The 15,980-nt window shown below is 57.8% G+C and carries 18 protein-coding genes and 1 pseudogene; 13 read left to right on the top strand and 6 right to left on the bottom strand.

The features are described 5' to 3' along the window. Nucleotides 1–101: 101 nt before the first annotated feature. Both MKZ35_RS02550 and MKZ35_RS02545 read right to left on the bottom strand, forming a co-directional pair. Nucleotides 102–725 carry an RNA polymerase sigma factor gene (locus tag MKZ35_RS02550; RefSeq protein WP_084444334.1) on the bottom strand — a complete coding sequence of 208 codons (624 nt, stop codon included), beginning with the start codon at nucleotides 723–725 and terminating at the stop codon, nucleotides 102–104. Further along, a complete protein-coding gene (locus MKZ35_RS02545) occupies nucleotides 716–1,840 on the bottom strand; it encodes a glycosyltransferase (protein WP_482511650.1) in 1,125 nt (374 codons plus the stop codon). The genes MKZ35_RS02550 and MKZ35_RS02545 overlap by 10 nt, the downstream gene beginning before the upstream one ends. 177 nt (nucleotides 1,841–2,017) lie before the next feature. Between MKZ35_RS02545 and tgt the strand changes: the two genes are divergently transcribed. The 4 genes from tgt (at nucleotide 2,018) to MKZ35_RS02525 (ending at nucleotide 5,410) form a co-directional block, all read left to right on the top strand. Further along, nucleotides 2,018–3,148 (top strand): tRNA guanosine(34) transglycosylase Tgt, encoded by a 1,131-nt coding sequence (gene tgt, locus MKZ35_RS02540; RefSeq protein WP_482511649.1) that lies wholly within the window; start codon nucleotides 2,018–2,020, stop codon nucleotides 3,146–3,148. Between the two features lie 114 nt (nucleotides 3,149–3,262). Next, nucleotides 3,263–3,610, top strand: coding sequence for an LptF/LptG family permease (locus MKZ35_RS02535; RefSeq protein ID WP_482511648.1), 348 nt, complete (start codon nucleotides 3,263–3,265; stop codon nucleotides 3,608–3,610). Continuing rightward, nucleotides 3,588–4,337, top strand: a complete 750-nt coding sequence (locus tag MKZ35_RS02530; RefSeq protein ID WP_482512252.1) for an LptF/LptG family permease — start codon at nucleotides 3,588–3,590, stop codon at nucleotides 4,335–4,337. The genes MKZ35_RS02535 and MKZ35_RS02530 overlap by 23 nt, the downstream gene beginning before the upstream one ends. 170 nt (nucleotides 4,338–4,507) lie before the next feature. Further along, nucleotides 4,508–5,410, top strand: a complete 903-nt coding sequence (locus tag MKZ35_RS02525; RefSeq protein ID WP_482511647.1) for a DMT family transporter — start codon at nucleotides 4,508–4,510, stop codon at nucleotides 5,408–5,410. 12 nt (nucleotides 5,411–5,422) lie between these two features. Here MKZ35_RS02525 and ispE read toward each other — a convergent pair whose 3' ends face one another. Beyond that, nucleotides 5,423–6,235 carry a 4-(cytidine 5'-diphospho)-2-C-methyl-D-erythritol kinase gene (gene ispE, locus MKZ35_RS02520; protein WP_482511646.1) on the bottom strand — a complete coding sequence of 271 codons (813 nt, stop codon included), beginning with the start codon at nucleotides 6,233–6,235 and terminating at the stop codon, nucleotides 5,423–5,425. Nucleotides 6,236–6,408: 173 nt separating this feature from the next. Between ispE and MKZ35_RS02515 the strand changes: the two genes are divergently transcribed. The 9 genes from MKZ35_RS02515 (at nucleotide 6,409) to MKZ35_RS02475 (ending at nucleotide 12,536) form a co-directional block, all read left to right on the top strand. Then, complete coding sequence (locus tag MKZ35_RS02515) at nucleotides 6,409–7,071, top strand: sugar transferase (protein WP_482511645.1); 663 nt, start codon at nucleotides 6,409–6,411, stop codon at nucleotides 7,069–7,071. Beyond that, on the top strand, nucleotides 7,068–7,730 hold the full coding sequence (locus MKZ35_RS02510; protein ID WP_482511644.1) for a NeuD/PglB/VioB family sugar acetyltransferase: 663 nt from the start codon (nucleotides 7,068–7,070) through the stop codon (nucleotides 7,728–7,730). Before MKZ35_RS02515 ends, MKZ35_RS02510 begins: the two co-directional genes overlap by 4 nt. Nucleotides 7,731–7,955: 225 nt before the next feature. Further along, nucleotides 7,956–8,732, top strand: a complete 777-nt coding sequence (locus MKZ35_RS02505; protein WP_482511643.1) for an aminotransferase class I/II-fold pyridoxal phosphate-dependent enzyme — start codon at nucleotides 7,956–7,958, stop codon at nucleotides 8,730–8,732. Continuing rightward, the gene (locus tag MKZ35_RS02500; RefSeq protein ID WP_482512251.1) at nucleotides 8,681–9,103 is read left to right on the top strand and encodes a DegT/DnrJ/EryC1/StrS family aminotransferase; all 423 of its coding nucleotides are present in this window, start codon (nucleotides 8,681–8,683) and stop codon (nucleotides 9,101–9,103) included. The genes MKZ35_RS02505 and MKZ35_RS02500 overlap by 52 nt, the downstream gene beginning before the upstream one ends. A gap of 153 nt (nucleotides 9,104–9,256) precedes the next feature. After that, nucleotides 9,257–9,532 carry a transposase gene (locus tag MKZ35_RS02495; protein WP_482511642.1) on the top strand — a complete coding sequence of 92 codons (276 nt, stop codon included), beginning with the start codon at nucleotides 9,257–9,259 and terminating at the stop codon, nucleotides 9,530–9,532. A 135-nt stretch (nucleotides 9,533–9,667) separates the two neighbouring features. Continuing rightward, nucleotides 9,668–9,952 carry a hypothetical protein gene (locus MKZ35_RS02490; RefSeq protein WP_482511641.1) on the top strand — a complete coding sequence of 95 codons (285 nt, stop codon included), beginning with the start codon at nucleotides 9,668–9,670 and terminating at the stop codon, nucleotides 9,950–9,952. Nucleotide 9,953: 1 nt separating this feature from the next. After that, nucleotides 9,954–11,195 carry a glycoside hydrolase domain-containing protein gene (locus tag MKZ35_RS02485; RefSeq protein WP_482511640.1) on the top strand — a complete coding sequence of 414 codons (1,242 nt, stop codon included), beginning with the start codon at nucleotides 9,954–9,956 and terminating at the stop codon, nucleotides 11,193–11,195. 480 nt (nucleotides 11,196–11,675) lie between these two features. Then, the gene (locus tag MKZ35_RS02480) at nucleotides 11,676–11,945 is read left to right on the top strand and encodes a hypothetical protein (RefSeq protein WP_482511639.1); all 270 of its coding nucleotides are present in this window, start codon (nucleotides 11,676–11,678) and stop codon (nucleotides 11,943–11,945) included. A gap of 63 nt (nucleotides 11,946–12,008) precedes the next feature. Then, nucleotides 12,009–12,536: a hypothetical protein gene (locus MKZ35_RS02475; RefSeq protein ID WP_482511638.1), complete on the top strand. Its 528-nt coding sequence runs from the start codon at nucleotides 12,009–12,011 to the stop codon at nucleotides 12,534–12,536. Between the two features lie 18 nt (nucleotides 12,537–12,554). On the opposite strand, the pseudogene MKZ35_RS02470 reads toward MKZ35_RS02475, so the two are convergent. The 3 genes and pseudogenes from MKZ35_RS02470 to MKZ35_RS02460 all read right to left on the bottom strand — a co-directional run bounded on the left by MKZ35_RS02470 (nucleotide 12,555) and on the right by MKZ35_RS02460 (nucleotide 15,923). Beyond that, nucleotides 12,555–13,309 (bottom strand): annotated as a pseudogene (locus MKZ35_RS02470) (IS5 family transposase). A gap of 193 nt (nucleotides 13,310–13,502) precedes the next feature. Continuing rightward, the gene (locus MKZ35_RS02465) at nucleotides 13,503–15,569 is read right to left on the bottom strand and encodes a beta-galactosidase (RefSeq protein WP_482511637.1); all 2,067 of its coding nucleotides are present in this window, start codon (nucleotides 15,567–15,569) and stop codon (nucleotides 13,503–13,505) included. Nucleotides 15,570–15,683: 114 nt separating this feature from the next. Beyond that, on the bottom strand, nucleotides 15,684–15,923 hold the full coding sequence (locus tag MKZ35_RS02460) for a hypothetical protein (protein WP_482511636.1): 240 nt from the start codon (nucleotides 15,921–15,923) through the stop codon (nucleotides 15,684–15,686). Between the last annotated feature and the right edge of the window lie 57 nt (nucleotides 15,924–15,980).

Here is a 15,980-nt window from a genome sequence, read left to right as displayed (position 1 = left end):
CATGCGGGTCGTTCAACGATAGTGGTACTACGACCAAAAAAGTCGTAGTACCACACGGTTATAATCAAAAAAGCCCCCCAGATATTCTCTGGGGGGCTTTTTTAGATGATATGCTTCTTGTTCTTCACCATGTCATAGAGCAGCTCGCGGGCGCGGTGCAGCTGGGCTTTCACGGTGCCGAGCGGGGCTTTTAGCTCAGTAGCAATTTCCTCGTAGCTCAGCTCATCAAAGTAGCGCAGGGTAACGAGGCGCTGATACTTATCAGGCAGCCGGGATACCACGTGCTGCATGATTTCGATCTTCTGATTCTTGATGGCCGATTCCTGGGGGTTCAGATTCTGGTCGCGGAAGTCGATGGTGATTTCGTCGCCGTTATCAATCTTGATGGCCGAGTCAATGGACATCGTCTTGATCTTATTCTTGCGGATAAAGTCGATGCAGTTATTGGTGGCGATCCGGAACAGCCAGGTACTGAAGGCGTACTCGGGATTGAACTTATGCAGATTGCGGAAGGCTTTGGCGAAGGCCTCGATGGTCAAGTCCTCAGCATCGTCGGGGTTGCGTACCATCTTGAGCACCACGTGATACACCGGCTTCTTATAAATCTGCATGAGTTCGGCGTAGGCCTTCTCGTCGCCCTGCTCTACGGCGGCGCGGATTAGCTTGAAGTCATGCTTGGCTTTGGCGGAGAATTGTTTCTGTATTTCCTGGTTGTTTACTTCCATCGGAGGGTGCGGTAGAGGAACAGCGAAATTCCCAGAGCGAGATAATTAAAAAAATAAACTGCGTCGAGAACCGGTAACAGCCAAAAAGGCAGCCGGTCGGCTAAATGACGGCCGAGTTGCACGTAGGTTGCGCTAATCGCTCCCATCCGCACTGACCATATAACCGCCAAAGGTATCCAATCGGGCCGGGAAAACGCGAGCAAAGTTGCTGTGAAATAAAAAAGAAGATTAGTACCAATAAACGTTCCAATTCGGATCTGATCTTTCCATGTATAGCGCGGCCCAGCCGACAAATGACGTCGCTTTTGCCGCCACCAAGCCGACCACGTTTGAGCCGGGAGGCTTACGGTTTGAGCTACTGGTTGAGCTTGCACTGCCACTCGCTGCCCTTGAGCCACGGCGTCCTGCACCAGCAGGTCGTCGTCGCCGCCCAGGCGCCGCAAGTGGGAAGCAAATCCTTTGGTAGCCTGAAAACAGCTTTTGGTATAAGCTAAATTTCGCCCCACTCCCATATAGGGATGACCACGCCACGCGAGCGACAAATACTGCGCTCCGGTCAGCAAGGTTTCAAACCGAATCAGCTTGTTTAAAAACCCCGGCGCAGCTGCGTAGGGCGAATAGCCGAGCACCACGTCAGCGGGCTGGGCAAATTGCGCCTGCATCTGCCTGATCCACTGCGTGGTAGCAGGCCAACAGTCGGCATCGGTGAAGAGCAGATGCTCGTACCGCGCAGCCTTAATACCCAGCGTCAAAGCGTATTTTTTAGGTGAAAGTCCCGCAGGCCCAGTACTTATACTTACCAGGCGTACTTCAGGATAAATCTGGGTGTATTGCTGGATGAAAGCGGCCGTGCCATCCGTTGAGCGGTCATCAATCAGAAGTATCTCAAAACCCGCCGGGTACTCTTGCCGCAGCAGCAAGGGCAGAAGCCGCCGCAGGTTTTTCAGCTCATTGTGGGCGCACACCAGCACCGAAACCGGCTCGGCAGCGCCTTTGGGGGGCAAATTGGACGCGGGGCGGCGGGTAAAGGGCAGAAAATAGTAGCCCGCATAGTAAAGCTGTACCAGCGTACAAGCTAGCAACAGTAAAATGGCGGGAGAAAGGTGGAAGGGCAAAGCGCAGTCATGAATCAGGCGGCAAAAGTAGGCATTCGAGGTGGGGCGAGTACCTTTGTTATTCTAACGTCGGTTCCCGCAGAGGGCGCAGAAGTTTTCGCAGAAGTCGCGGAGGTCGTTCTTCTGCGTCATCTGCCCAAACCTTCTGCGCCCTCTGCGGGAACTCCTCTAGCACATATGACCTTCGATTTAGTAGCCCACGACCCGCAGACCAAAGCCCGCGCCGGCGTAGTACACACTGCCCACGGCGCTATCGAGACGCCCATTTTTATGCCCGTTGGCACGGCTGGCACCGTGAAAGCCGTGCAGCAGCGCGACCTCACCAACGACGTACAAGCCCAGATTATCCTTGGCAACACCTACCATCTGTACCTGCGGCCCGGCCTCGACATTCTGCGCCAGGCCGGTGGCTTGCACAAGTTCAACGGCTGGGACCGGCCCATCCTGACCGATAGCGGCGGCTACCAAGTGTACTCCTTAAGTAACACGCGCAAGATCAAGGAAGAGGGCGTTAAGTTTCGCTCCCATATCGATGGCTCCCAGCATTTGTTTTCGCCGGAGGGCGTGATGGATATTCAGCGCACCATCGGGGCCGATATTATCATGGCCTTCGATGAGTGCACGCCGTGGCCCTGCGAGTACGACTACGCCCGCCGCTCCCTGGACATGACGCACCGCTGGCTCACACGCTGCATTCAGCGCTTCGACAGCACCGAAGGGCACTACGGCTACGAGCAGACGCTTTTTCCCATTGTGCAGGGCAGTACCTATAAAGATTTACGCATCAAATCGGCGGAGTTTATAGCTGAGCAGCAGCGCGAAGGCAATGCCATCGGCGGCCTGAGCGTGGGCGAGCCCGCCGAGCTGATGTACGAAATGACGGAGCTGGTCTGTGATATTTTGCCCCCCAGCGAGCCCCGCTACCTGATGGGCGTGGGTACGCCGGCCAATATTCTGGAAAACATCGCGCTGGGCGTGGATATGTTCGACTGCGTGATGCCCACGCGCAACGCCCGCAACGGCATGCTCTTCACCACGCAAGGCGTTATCAACATCACGAATAAGAAATGGGCCACCGATTTTGAGCCGATTGATGCTGAACTTGGTGGCTACGTGAGTACGTTTTATACGCGGGCTTACGTTCGGCATCTGTTCCAGAGCCAGGAAATGCTCGGCCCGCAGATTGCTTCTATTCATAACCTTACTTTCTATCTCTGGCTGGTGAAGCAGGCACGGGCCCATATCATCGCCGGTACCTTCCGAGAGTGGAAGGAGAAGATGGTGAAACAAGTAATGACCCGATTATAAGTCAATTGACATTTATCAATTAACATTTAACAATGTCGTTCTAATGGCTCACTGTCCATTGCTCGTTGTTGATTGCTATTGAATGTTAATTGATAAATGTTAAATGTTTGTCCTGTGAAGCTTCTCGATAAATATATCCTCCAAAAATTCCTTACTGCCTTTCTGTTCACGGTGGTGATGTTGGTGGCCGTTATTTGCGTGATTGACTTCACGGAGAAGAATGACGATTTCATTAAGCATAATCTGGCAGCCAAGACGATTATTCTGGATTACTACGTCAATCTGTTTCCTTATTTCGCTAATCTGCTTTCGCCCATTACGGTATTTATTGCCGTCGTTTTTGTGACGGCGCAGCTAGCTTCGCGCACCGAAATTGTCGCGATTCTGGCCAGCGGCATTAGTTTTCCGCGGCTTCTGGTGCCGTACGTGATGGGGGGCAATTATCGGCGTAGCCACCTTTAGTCTTATCGGCTGGGTCATTCCTAAAGCCAACAAAACGCGAGTAGAGTTTGAGCGCAAGTATACCAAGCGGCAGTTTCGCTTCGACCAGCGCAACGTGCATATTAAGGTGGGACCGCGCAGCTACGCCTATATGGAGAGCTACGACAACACCAATAATATCGGTTACCGCTTCGCTCTGGAGGACATTGAGGGTACTACGCTCAAGCGCCGCCTTACCGCCGACGCCATTACCTGGGACTCCGTGAAGCGGGCCTGGCGCCTCTCGCCCCAGCTAGTGCGCACCTTCAACGGGCAGAGCGAAAGCCTCAAGTCCTATCCCGCCCGCGACACCACGCTCAACTTGTATCCCAAGGATTTTGCCAGCACCTTTCGCCTGGCTGAAACGCTCACACTGCCCGAATTGAACCGGTATATTCAGCAGAAAGTGGACCGCGGCGCCAGCGACACCCAAACGTACCTGAGTGAGAAATACGAGCGTTACGCGTACCCATTTGCCATTCTCATTCTAACTGTTATTGGCGTCATTCTGAGCGCAGGCAAGTCGCGTAGTGGCGTGGGGGGCAAAATTGCGCTGGGCTTCGTGCTGGCTTTTATCTTTATCTTCTTCGTGATTTTGAGTCGCAATCTGGCGGCGGTGGGCACTATGTCGCCTATGCTGGCGGCCTGGATTCCCAGTATGGTATTCACGGTAATCGGCCTCGTTTTGTATCGGTTGGTACCGAAATAGATAGACGTTCAACGAATGGCCTCAACCCCTAGCCCCTTCTCCGAGGGGAGAAGGGGAACTAGCCCTAACAACTAGCCTGCTAATCAACACTAATTTTCCAGTAAAACCAGAAGCTAGTTCCCCTTTCCCTCTCGGAGAAGGGGCTAGGGGTTGAGGCCATTTTTTCACATATGCTTAAAGATTACCTGCGTCTGCACTTTATTGTCCTGTTGTGGGGCTTCACAGCTATTCTGGGGAAGCTTATTTCAGTGCCGCCGGTGGAATTGGTGTTCTGGCGGACGCTGCTCGCCACCACCGGCTTGGGCTTGTTGCTTACCCTCAAAAAGCAAAGTCTGCGGATGCCCGTCGGCCAGGCCGTACGGTTGCTCAGTGTGGGCTCCTTGGTGGCCGTGCATTGGATTACCTTTTTTCTGGCCGCGCGCCTTTCCTCGGTGAGCGTGTGCCTGGCGGGCATGGCTACGCTGGCACTCTGGACCTCACTATTGGAGCCCCTGCTGCTGTGGCGGCGAGTGCGGAGCTACGAGGTTTTCCTGGGTTTGCTGACGATGGTCGGGCTGTATCTGGTGTCGCAAGCCGAATTTGACCAACTATTAGGGCTGGGGGTTGCTATCCTTTCAGCTGGTTTGTCGGCGTTGTTTAGCGTGCTTAATGTCAAGCTCGTAAAGCAGCATTCGCCCCTGCGCCTGACGTTTTATGAGATGATGGGCGCCTGCTTGTCTATCGTGCTGTTCTTCCCGATTTATAGCCTGTATTTTACCGAAGGCGCTGGCTTGCGTCTGGCCCTTGCTTCCTGGGATTGGCTATGGCTGCTGGTGCTCGCGGGCGTATGTACAGTCTACGCTTTCTCGGCTTCAATAGAATTGATGAAACGCTTGTCGGCCTTCGTTATTAATCTGACAACCAACCTGGAACCCGTTTACGGCATCGTGTTGGCCGTTCTCATTTTTGGGTCGGAAGAAAGGATGTCGGGGGGCTTTTATCTGGGTACGCTCGTCATTCTATTCAGCGTCCTCATCCACCCCGTGCTCGACCAGTGGAATCAGCGCCGCCAGCGGCCGGCTACCGTCGTGTAGGTTCACAGCTACCTACAGCACCCCACTCCACACCAGATAATCAGCTGCAACGGGCACATTAGGGGGCATTTCTTTGCCTGGAAACAGCCCATACACCGCAGAACCTGAGCCCGACAAGCTAGCATAAGCAGCTCCGGCTGCATACAAGGTAGCCTTGAGCTCGCCCAGCACTGGGTAGTGCGGTGTCAAAGCTTCTTCAAAGTCATTGCTGACGGTATCGCGCCAGGTTTCTATTGGCTGAGCCAAGCTTGAGCGCAAATCGTGGTGCGGCGTACGCGGCGTTACACGGGCGTAAGCTTCAGCCGTGCTAATGTGCAGATTTGGATAAATAACCTTGCATGCCACGCCTATCAGGTCCAAGCTGATTGGGGAAAACACGTCGCCTTTCTCGTGAGCGAATACAGGTTTGTTTTGAATGAAAAAGGCACAGTCGCTGCCAAGCCGACGAGCATAGTCTTCCAGCTTTTCAGGGGGTATTTTCAGCTCGAATAACTCATTCAGCGCCCGCAGTGCGAAGGCCGCATCGGCAGAGCCACCGCCCAAACCAGCGCCGATAGGCACTATCTTATGCAAATGCATCTGCACGGGGGGCAAATCGAAGTCGGCCCGCAGCAGCTCGTAGGCCCGCCAGCACAAGTTGGTGCTGGGCTCGCCAGGAATTGGAATACCAGTCAGTTCCAGAGAAGTAACATCGGCGGGCAGCACTTCCAAAGCGTCGCTCCACGGCAGCGGCACAAACACCGATTCGAGGTTGCGAAAGCCATCGGGGCGCCGGCCGGTGATGTATAGGCCAAGGTTGAGCTTGGCATTTGGAAAGACGAGCATAATAAGTAGGGTAAGCGTTGGCTGGTGAGTTCAGCGGTCAATGGGGACGCTTTGGTGTTTATCTCAATGTTAGTACGATGGCTCAAAGCTCAAACCTACCTTAAACAACGGGAGCTTACGCTACGAACGCCTCAGAAAACAATAAATTTACCCCTCGCCCACTCCGCATTTCTATGTCTCACCCGCCGCCCGCCGATTGGTACCAAGCCTGGGGCAAGCGCCTGCTCGATGTGGTGCTGGCCGCCCCGCTGCTGGTCGCCACGCTGCCGGTGCTCCTGCTGGTGGGGGGCTTATTGGCCGTGCAGAACGGGGGACAAATTCTCTTTCGGCAGCAGCGTCCGGGCCTGCATGGGGGGCTTTTTTTGCTGTACAAGCTCCAAACCATGACCAGCCAACGCGACGCCCACGGCCAGCTTCTGCCCGATGCAGCTCGGCTGCCGCGCCTGGGTCGCTGGCTGCGCGCTACTTCCATCGATGAGTTGCCTCAGCTCTGGAACGTGCTGCGCGGCGATCTGAGTCTGGTAGGACCGCGCCCGCTGTTGCCGGAGTATCTGCCGCTGTATTCACCTGAGCAGGCCCGGCGCCACAGCGTGCGCCCCGGCCTGACAGGCTGGGCCCAGGTAAACGGGCGCAACGCTATTAGCTGGGAGCAGAAATTTGCCTACGACCTCTGGTACGTCGAACGCGTATCTTGGCGACTTGATCTGCTCATTTTAGCGCGTACCGTGCGGCGGGTGCTTGGCGCCCAAGGCATAACCGCCCCCGGCCAAGCGACCACGGAAGCCTTTCGGGGCTCTGCACCTGCTACCACCACTACCGACACCTCAGCTTCATGACCAAGCTTTTTTTCTCTGAATACGAACAAGCCGATCAGCCCCCAGTCACTCGTCCGTTGGCAATTTTCGGGGCCGGCGGACTTGGCCGCGAAGTGCTCATCCTGATTCATCAGATCAACACATACGAGCCCACCTGGCACATTACTGGTTTCTACGACGACGTTCGGCCCCCGGCAGATACCATTCATGGCATACCGTACGTAGGCACCGCCGCCGATCTGAATGCTGTAACCCAACCGTTACACGTAACGGTGGCCGTCGGAAACAGCTGGAGCCGGGCCAGCGTGGTGGAGCGACTTACGTCACCGCTACTCACTTTCGCTACACTTGTTCATCCGGCCGTGGCTTGCGAGCCTTACCAACAAATAGGCGTGGGCGTGGGCTGCATTATCAGCCAGGGCTGTATTCTAACCTGTGATATTGTGCTGGGCAAACATGTGCTCCTCAACCTCGGCTGCACCATCGGCCACGATGCCGTACTAGGCGACTTTTGTTCACTGATGCCGCACGCTAACATTGGCGGCGCGGCCCACCTCGAAACGGGCGTGTATCTAGGTACCAATGCTACGGTTATTGATCGGGTGCGCGTGGGTGCCCACGCTATTATCGGGGCTGGGGCCGTGGCCGTCCGCGATTTGCCCCCGGCTGCACCGCTGTAGGTGTTCCAGCCGCCGTGATTAAGCGGCACTCTGTTTGAGTAGCTGTAAAACGAGTTGGCGGGCATAAACAAGCGAACGTCATGCAGAGCGGAGCGAAGCATCTTGCCAGCGGTAGCCAGAATAGTAACCCAACGTCAGCACGCGAGATGCTCCGCTCTGCATGACCACCTTTTTGAAATTCAGCTTAGCGCTATCACTACACTTTTCTATCCGCCATTTCCCTTTATGCGCAGCCAGGATCACGACCGTATTTTTCTTTCCCCACCTCACCTTGGTCGTCACGAGCTGAATTATGTACATAAGGCCATTGAGGATAATTGGGTAGCACCAACAGGGCCCAATATCACTGGTTTTGAGGCCGATATCTGCCAACATACCGGCGCGGCCCACTGTATAGCCCTCAACTCCGGTACTGCCGCTATCCATCTGGGGCTGATTCTGTTGGGTGTAGACGCGGGCGATGAAGTGCTGTGCTCCTCTTTCACCTTTGTAGCTACCGCCAATCCTATTGTGTATCTGGGTGCCACGCCGGTGTTCATCGACAGCGAGCCGCAAACCTGGAATATGTGTCCGGTGCGTCTGCGCGAGGCTATCGAGGACCGCCTACGGCGTGGCAAAAAGCCAAAAGCGCTATTGCTGGTCCATCTTTATGGCATGCCAGCCCAACTACGTGAGATATTAGCCATAGCCGACGAGTACGCTATTCCAGTGCTTGAAGATGCGGCTGAAGCCCTGGGTTCCTGCTACGATAAAAAGGCACTGGGCACGTTCGGGGCAATTGGCGTTTTTTCGTTTAACGGGAATAAGATCCTGACCACCAGCGGCGGTGGGGCCCTTATAACCAATCAAGCTGAGCTAGCGCAAAAAACCCGTTTTCTGGCCACCAAGCCAAAGACTCGGCCCCCTACTACCAGCACTCCGCCACCGGCTACAACTACCGCCTCAGCAATATTCTCGCGGGCATCGGCCGGGGCCAGATGGAACTGCTGGACGAGCGCGTAAAAAAGCGGCGCGAAATCTACGCCTGGTACCAGCGCCACCTCGCCGACCTGCCGGCCATCCAATTTGCCCCCCAGGAGCCCGTCGGCAGCCGATCCAACCGCTGGCTCACCACCCTCCTCCTCGACCCAGCCCAAACCACTATTACGCCCGAGCAGCTCCGCCTGCACCTGGAAACACGCAACATCGAAGCCCGCCCCCTTTGGAAACCCCTGCATCTGCAGCCCCTCTTTGAAAGTGCCCCCCGCTACGGCGGCAGCGTCTGCGCGGATCTGTTTCAGCGCGGCCTCTGTCTGCCCTCCGGCTCCGCTATGACAGATGAGGATTTGCGGCGCATAGCAGGGGCAGTGCGGGAGGTAGTTGGTATTGGTTAGCCTATGCTTGAGAGTGGCAATTAACCTAATGGAGTTATAAATAGCAGGGGCAATTACAGATGGATAAATATTAGATTTTTCAAAGTTGGCAGTCATAACATAAGTGGCTGTTGCAAAAGTCAACTCCCAACGGGAGTAGGGTGTTGGTAGCCTATGCTCGGCTTTCACACCATCCAGACTTCCTTAGTAAAACTGGTGCCCGCTCACCACTTTTATCAGCAGCTACTGCAGAAGGTAGACTTCCGCTTTGTCCGGCCACTTTTTGCGCCTTTCTATAGTGCTGGTGGTCGACCCTCCTTAGACCCGGTCGTATTTTTCAAGCTGCTCTTAGTGGGGCACTTGGAGACTATCACCTCGGATCGCAAGCTGCTGGAACTGGCCCAACTGCATCTGGGCATCCGTGCTTTCCTGGGCTGGGGTATGATCTAGCGCAGCCCTTGCCTTGGCATAGCACCGTGTCTCGTACCCGACAACGCCTCCCGGTTTCCGTCTTTGAAACCTGCTTTACCCATAGCGGCGGCTTGGGTATTGAGCAGGGACTGGTGAGTGGCCACACCGCAGGTCATGGACTCGGCTTACAGCAAAGCCAACGCTTCGATGAGCCGACTCAAGCCTAAGCTTTCCCGGTGGTCGGCTGACGCTACCTCTACTGTCAGCAATCCCCAAACCCCACCTATTACGGCTTCGGCCGACCGCTTACCGCCTACTCAGCGCTTTCATGCCGCTATTCGGAAGGCGGGGCCTGACAAGCCCAGGCAGCTCGTCAGCCGTTTAACGCCCTACAGTCCCTCGGATCCCGATGCGTGGGTTGCCTTTAAGACCGGTAAACCAGGCCGCCTATACCGCTAGTGTGAGCGTCGAGGCGGCCCAGCACGTCATTACCCACATCCATGCGGACCTGGCCAACTGGCGCGACAGCCGCTATCTGCTCGCCATTGTCAACACCACTCAGCAGCGGTTGAAGACCTTTGGCTTAGTGATGACCGCTGTCGTAGCCGATGCCGGGTACAGTTCTGGGGAGAATTATGAGCACCTGGAAGCGCGGGGCCTGACGGGCTACATCGCGGCCCCTGGCAAGTACAAGGCCGAGCGTTCCGGCTTTACCTACGATGCCGCCAGTGACAGCTACACCTGTAGCCAGGGCAAACGGCTAGCATTTGACAAGCTGATCGATGATCGGCAAGGCAACCCGAAAAAACGCTACTGGGCGAAGGCGTCTGATTGCAAACGTTGTCCACTGGCGGCGCAGTGTAAGGGTCAAAAGGCGCGGGAAAAGCGGCTGCATCACACCGCTTACAAAGTGCACTACGACCGCATGCTTGCCCGATTAGCCACGCGGGCCGGCAAACGCATGATGCGGCTGCGGGCTTCAACGGTAGAGCCAGTGCTAGGCAGCTTGATCACCTATTATGGCTTGCGCCACATTAGCAAGAAGCGCCAAGCAGGAGCTGCCAAAGTCATGTATGTAGCCGCCATGGCCTGTAATCTGAAGAAGTACTTGCGCTTTACCTCTCCTCCGCCAGCTAGCAATACGGTAGCACTACCACTACCTGATCTGTTTCGTTGGCTCCTACTCTACTTTTGCAACAGCCACGCTTCCGGGTTTATCGGCCAATACGCGCACGGCAACGAGCCCAGCCACCACGTGGCCTATCTGTATAATTATGCCGGGCAGCCCTGGAGAACGCAGCAGTACGTGGCGCAGGTGCAACGCGAATTATACAACGCCGATAATTCGGGCTATGCGGGCAACGAAGACTGTGGGCAAATGTCTTCCTGGTACGTCTTTAGCGCCATGGGCTTTTACCCGGTCAATCCGGCCAACGGGGTGTATGCCATTGGCTCCCCCAGCCTACGCAGCGCTACCATCGCCCTGGCCGGCGGCAAGGTGTTCCAGGTGCTGGTAATAAATCCGAAGTCGGAAAATGTCTACATTCAATCGGCTACGCTCAACGGCAAGCCCTACCGCAAATCGTACCTGACCCACCAGGATATCGTGGCGGGCGGCACGCTCGCATTTGTGATGGGAAATACGCCCAATAAAAAATGGGGCGTGAGGCCCGCGAATGGGCCGCCCGCGTTTGGCTATTAGCGGCTTATCGCCGTTGGCGACTTGCCGGGCACAACCACATGCCGCCCATGCCACGTTCCGGGCCAAATACCAGGTTTCACCTTCCGCGTTCCGCGCCGCGCACCCCTGCGTGGAGAGCTAACCGGGTTTCGCGCTGCTGACCAGGCCGGTACGGTGTAGAAGCGCGCCCGGCGGGGTCCGATTCGATGCCCGCCCAGGGCCGGTGCTGCGGCGAGCCGCGGCGAAACGAAAGCCGCTGGGTAGCCCGAGCAGGGGGAGTAAGTTGGGGGGCTGGGCCACGGGGTGGCGCGCAATTTTAGGGACCTTGCTAGAAAACTGCTACTGCCTGCTTTTTACGGACTTTCCATTCAATGCAAGGCACTGAAAACAAAAGGCTTGCCTAAATTATGGGCAATGAAGGAATAAGGATGGGTTTTGTGCGAAAAGAGCGCGCCCTGGCCTCGACAGGCAGTCGACCTTTGTTGAAACCAGCTGCTGCTCATGTCTTCGCCCGCCATCATCTGCTTTGGAAAAACCCTCTGGGACCTGCTGCCCACCGGGCATCGGCCCAGTGGCTCGCTGTGCCGGCTGGCCCTGCACCTACAGCAGCTGGGCCAGCCCGTGCGCCTCATTAGCCACGAAATGCTGACCCAGCTTACGGCGCACGGCCTGGACGCGGCCCTGGTGCAGTTCAGCACCACCCACCTCACCGGCTTGGCCAAGACCACCGGGCAGAGTAGCAGCGCAGGGAAGCACCAGAAAATTATGTAGCCGCGGGCCTGGGACTACATCCACTATACGGAGGACCTGCGCACGGCGGTAACGCAAAGCCACATGCTGGTAGATGGCCCGCTGGCGGCCCGCTGCCTGGTCAGCCACGAAACCCTGTACCGGCTGCTACCGCACGCGCCCTTCCGGGTGCTGAACCTTGATTTACATCCGGCGCACTGCTCCCGCGAGGTGGTAAAGTACCTGCTGAAACAGGCCGACCTAGTGAAATGCACCGAAACCGAGCTGGCCAAAGTAATGACGTGGCAGGGCCAGCCGGCCGCCCCCGAAACAGCCCTGCCCTGGCTGGCCCACCGGTTTAGTTTGCAGGCCGGGTGCGTTACCCGCGGGGCGGCCGGCGCTTCCCTGTACACGGAAGGCACGTGGTGGCACAGCCCCGGGTTTGGGGCCACTGCTGAAAACGCGGACGGGTACGGCCATGCTTTTCTGGCGGCGCTGCCTGGCGGGGCGGGGCAGGCCAGCGGCCATCCACCCGCCGAATGCCTGCGCCGCGGGCGCCAGCGCGGCCAGCGCGAGGCCTTCGCGCCCGTCCTGACCGATAGTCACCTCCAGGTTCTGCTCCAATCAGCCTGACCAGCCACCTAGGAGGTGTTAACAGTCGCGCAGCCAGAGGATAGTAGCGGCGAGGTGAACAAAGGCCAGAAAATGCGTATCCACCTTGTCATAGCGCGTCGCCACCCGGCGGAATTGCTTGAGGCGGCTGAAGAGCCGCTCCACGGGGTGGCGCTGGGCGTAGCGGGCCGCGTCGTAGGCCCGCGGGGCGGGGCGCTTGCGCCGGGGCGGAATCACGGCGCAGGTGCCGCGGGCGGCCAGCGCGGCCACGAGCGGGTCGGAATCGTAGCCGCGGTCGGCTACGACGTAGGCCGGGGCCAGCCCTTGGAGCAGGGGCAACGCTTGCGGGGCGTCGTGGCGCTGCCCGGCCGTGAGACGGGCGCGCACGAGGCGGCCGCGGGCATCGGCCACCACGTGCAGCTTGCTCGTCAGCCCGCCGCGGCTGCGTCCCAGGGCTTGTGGGCCGTTTTTTTGCGCGCTCCGCTGGCGTGCTGGTGGGCCTGCACGGTGGTCGAATCGAGCAGCAGCGTGTGCAACGCGTCGTCCTGTTGCACGGCCGCCAGCACCCGGGCCCACACGCCTGAAGCCGTCCAGCGCTGGAAGCGCGTGTACGTCGTGTGCCAGTTGCCCCACTCGGCCGGCAAGGCCCGCCAGCGGCACCCGTTGCGCATCAGCCACAGCACCGCCTCGACAAAGCGGCGATTGTCGTGGCCCCGCCCGCCTTTCGTGCCTTCCCGGCCCGGCAGCAGGGGCGCGATGCGCAACCACTGCGCTTCCGTTAGCAGAAAATCCATGCGCCAACTTACTAACTGATGTTACGCGGCAACTGCACCTCTGCCTCAGAAAGAAGCTATTGCTGCTTCAGGAAACATCCTTTCCAAGCAATCGACTAATATGCCGCGTAACATCAGTTACTAACTACTGTTAACACCTCCTAGTGAGTAGCGTAGTGCTTACTGCTTACCGTCTAGCTTTCAAGCCTCCGCACTACTTCTCTTCCACAATCTGTACGCCCCAGGGAGCCAGTTGCAACGGCTGCCCGGAGCTGACGGCGGTACCGGCTAGTAGCTCTTTGCCCGCGCCGAAGGGGTAGCGCACCGTGCCCGGCGTGGCCGAGTAGTTGAAGTAGTAGTGCACCGCCTTTTTTCGCTGGTTGAGGCCGGAGCGGGTGATGAGCGGGAAGGTGAGGTTCTGGTCCGGGCCCCACAGCTTGGCTTTGCGTACGGCGTCGGTAACCAGTTTTTCCACCAGCGCCTCGCTGGTGTGGCAGCCTACGTAGGTGGCCAGCCCCTTGCCGTAGCGGTTTTCGGTGATGGCGGCGTACTGGCCCCACGCCGGATGGTCGTAGCGGGCCAGTACCTTGGCCGTGGTAGGCGTGAGCAACTCCATCCAGGTCGTGACCTGGTTTTCGTGGCGACCCGCTTGGTAGGCGTCTCCTGTCAGCCCCACGTCAACGGGCACGGTGAACTGGCTGTAGGTCACGCCACAAGCCGCGCTTAGAATACCGGGCTGCACCGTGGTGCGTACCTGCACATTCTCATCGGAAAAGCCGCTGCGGTAGGTGCACAGCAGATGGCCGCCCTGCTGCACGTACTGGTTCAGCCGCTCCAGCAAGCGAGTAGGCGCGGCGTAGAGCATGGGCACGATCAGCAGCGAATACTGGTCGAGATTAGCACTACTGGGGTCCACGAAATCGCAGCCCACGTTGTGGCGATAGAGCGCGTCATAGAACGGGCGCAGAACCTGGTTGTAGTCCAGCCCGCTGCTAAACCACCCTTCGGCGGTCAAGGCGTGGTTGCTGAAGAGAATAGCGACTTTGTTGGTTTTTTGGAGGTTCACCAGCTGCGGGCTCAAGCGCTGGAAGTCCCGCCCGATGGTTTTGGCTTCCTCGTAGGTGGGATTGGGCTGCAGATCGTGGCTGAGCAGGCCCTTCCAGTAGGTTTCGGCCGAGTTGTGGATGGAGCTCCAGTGCCAGTACTCCACCATATTAGCCCCCGAGGCCAAGTGGCTGAAAGCTTGCAAGCGCAGCTGACTGGGGTACGGCACCCACTGCGGAAAGCCTTGGGCTTCGGTTTCCAGGACCAGGTAGTTCTGCCCCCCTTTCATGCTGCGGGCCAGGTCGCCGCCCAAGGCAATTTCGATACCGGTGAGGTGGTCCTGGCTGGGATGGTAGATGTCGATGCCCGCGACGTCGAGCGCCTTGGCCGCCGCGAAGTGGTCGACCTCCGGCTGAATGCCATACGAGTAGCCGCGCCAACTCAAATCGAAGTTCTGGGTGATGAACTGCTCCGGCTTTTTATACTCCCGTACCAGCGCGGCCTGCCAGGCTAGAAAGTCGGTCACGAGCTGGCGCTGAAAGGCGCTGAACTCGCTGCCCAAACTGGCGTTGATGGTGCCCACCGTCGAGGGGAAATCCTCCCACGCATTGATGCGGTTGCTCCAGTAGTCCAGGCCGTAGGCTTTGTTGAGCGCGTCGAGCGAGGGAAACTTCTGCTGCATGTACCGCACGAACTGCTGCTGTACGGCTGGGCCGGCCGTGCCGTAGGCCTTGGTCTCGTTGTCTACCTGGTAGCCAATAATGGCCGGATGATTCTTCACGTGCCCGAGCAGCGCCCGAATCACCTGCTCGGCGTGGCGGCGGTAGTCGGGGTTGCTAATGTCCATGTTCTGGCGCGGACCGTACTGGTTTTGCCCCTTGGCCGTGGTGGCCAGCACGGCCGGGTACTTGCGCACCAACCAGGTGGGCACGGCATAAGTTGGCGTACCGATGATGACGCGAATACCGGCTTTGTGCATGGCATTGAGCACTCGGTCGATGTGCGAAAAATCGAATACTCCCTCCTGCGGCTCCAGCGTGCTCCACGTCGATTCGGCGATGCGCACGACGTTGATGCCTGCGGCCTTCATCATCTGCACGTCCTGGTCGAGCCGCTCGTAGGGCGTGTACTCGTCATAGTACGCCACGCCGTAGAGCAGCTGACGCTGCTTAGGGGCTTGGGCAAAGGCGCCGCCGAGCCAGAAACTGAGAAGGAGAGGGAAGATGAGTCGATGCATAAAAAGCAGCCAGCAAGGAGAGACGGGAGGAGAGTAGAAGGAGGCTGGGGTAGAGCCGGTTATAGGTAGTCTTGGGGCGTGTTGATAGCCACAATGGGGCGCCTACGGGTAAAGCTAGAGGTTCTTTTGGCAAATGGACAGCATTCTGCACCAAGCGCGGTGGGTGGGCTTATCCTTCCAAGGGGGCGAAAAATGACGCGGTCCGCCGGCTTTGCCGGGAAGCAAGCTGCTTTTTAACTGCCCGAACACCCGCAGGGCCGGGCTCAGGTGCGGATACTCGTGTAGCCTATAGCACTGCAAGAGGTCGCCGTTGTCGTCCTTTGGGCCTTCGCCCCACTTGTTGTGGTTAATCAATTTATACTGCAGCCGTATTTCGCCGCCGATGCTCTCCAACCCTTTTATGGGCGCGGG

This window comes from Hymenobacter sp. R533113, assembly GCF_056835965.1.
This window is presented reverse-complemented; position numbering and strand designations above follow the sequence as displayed.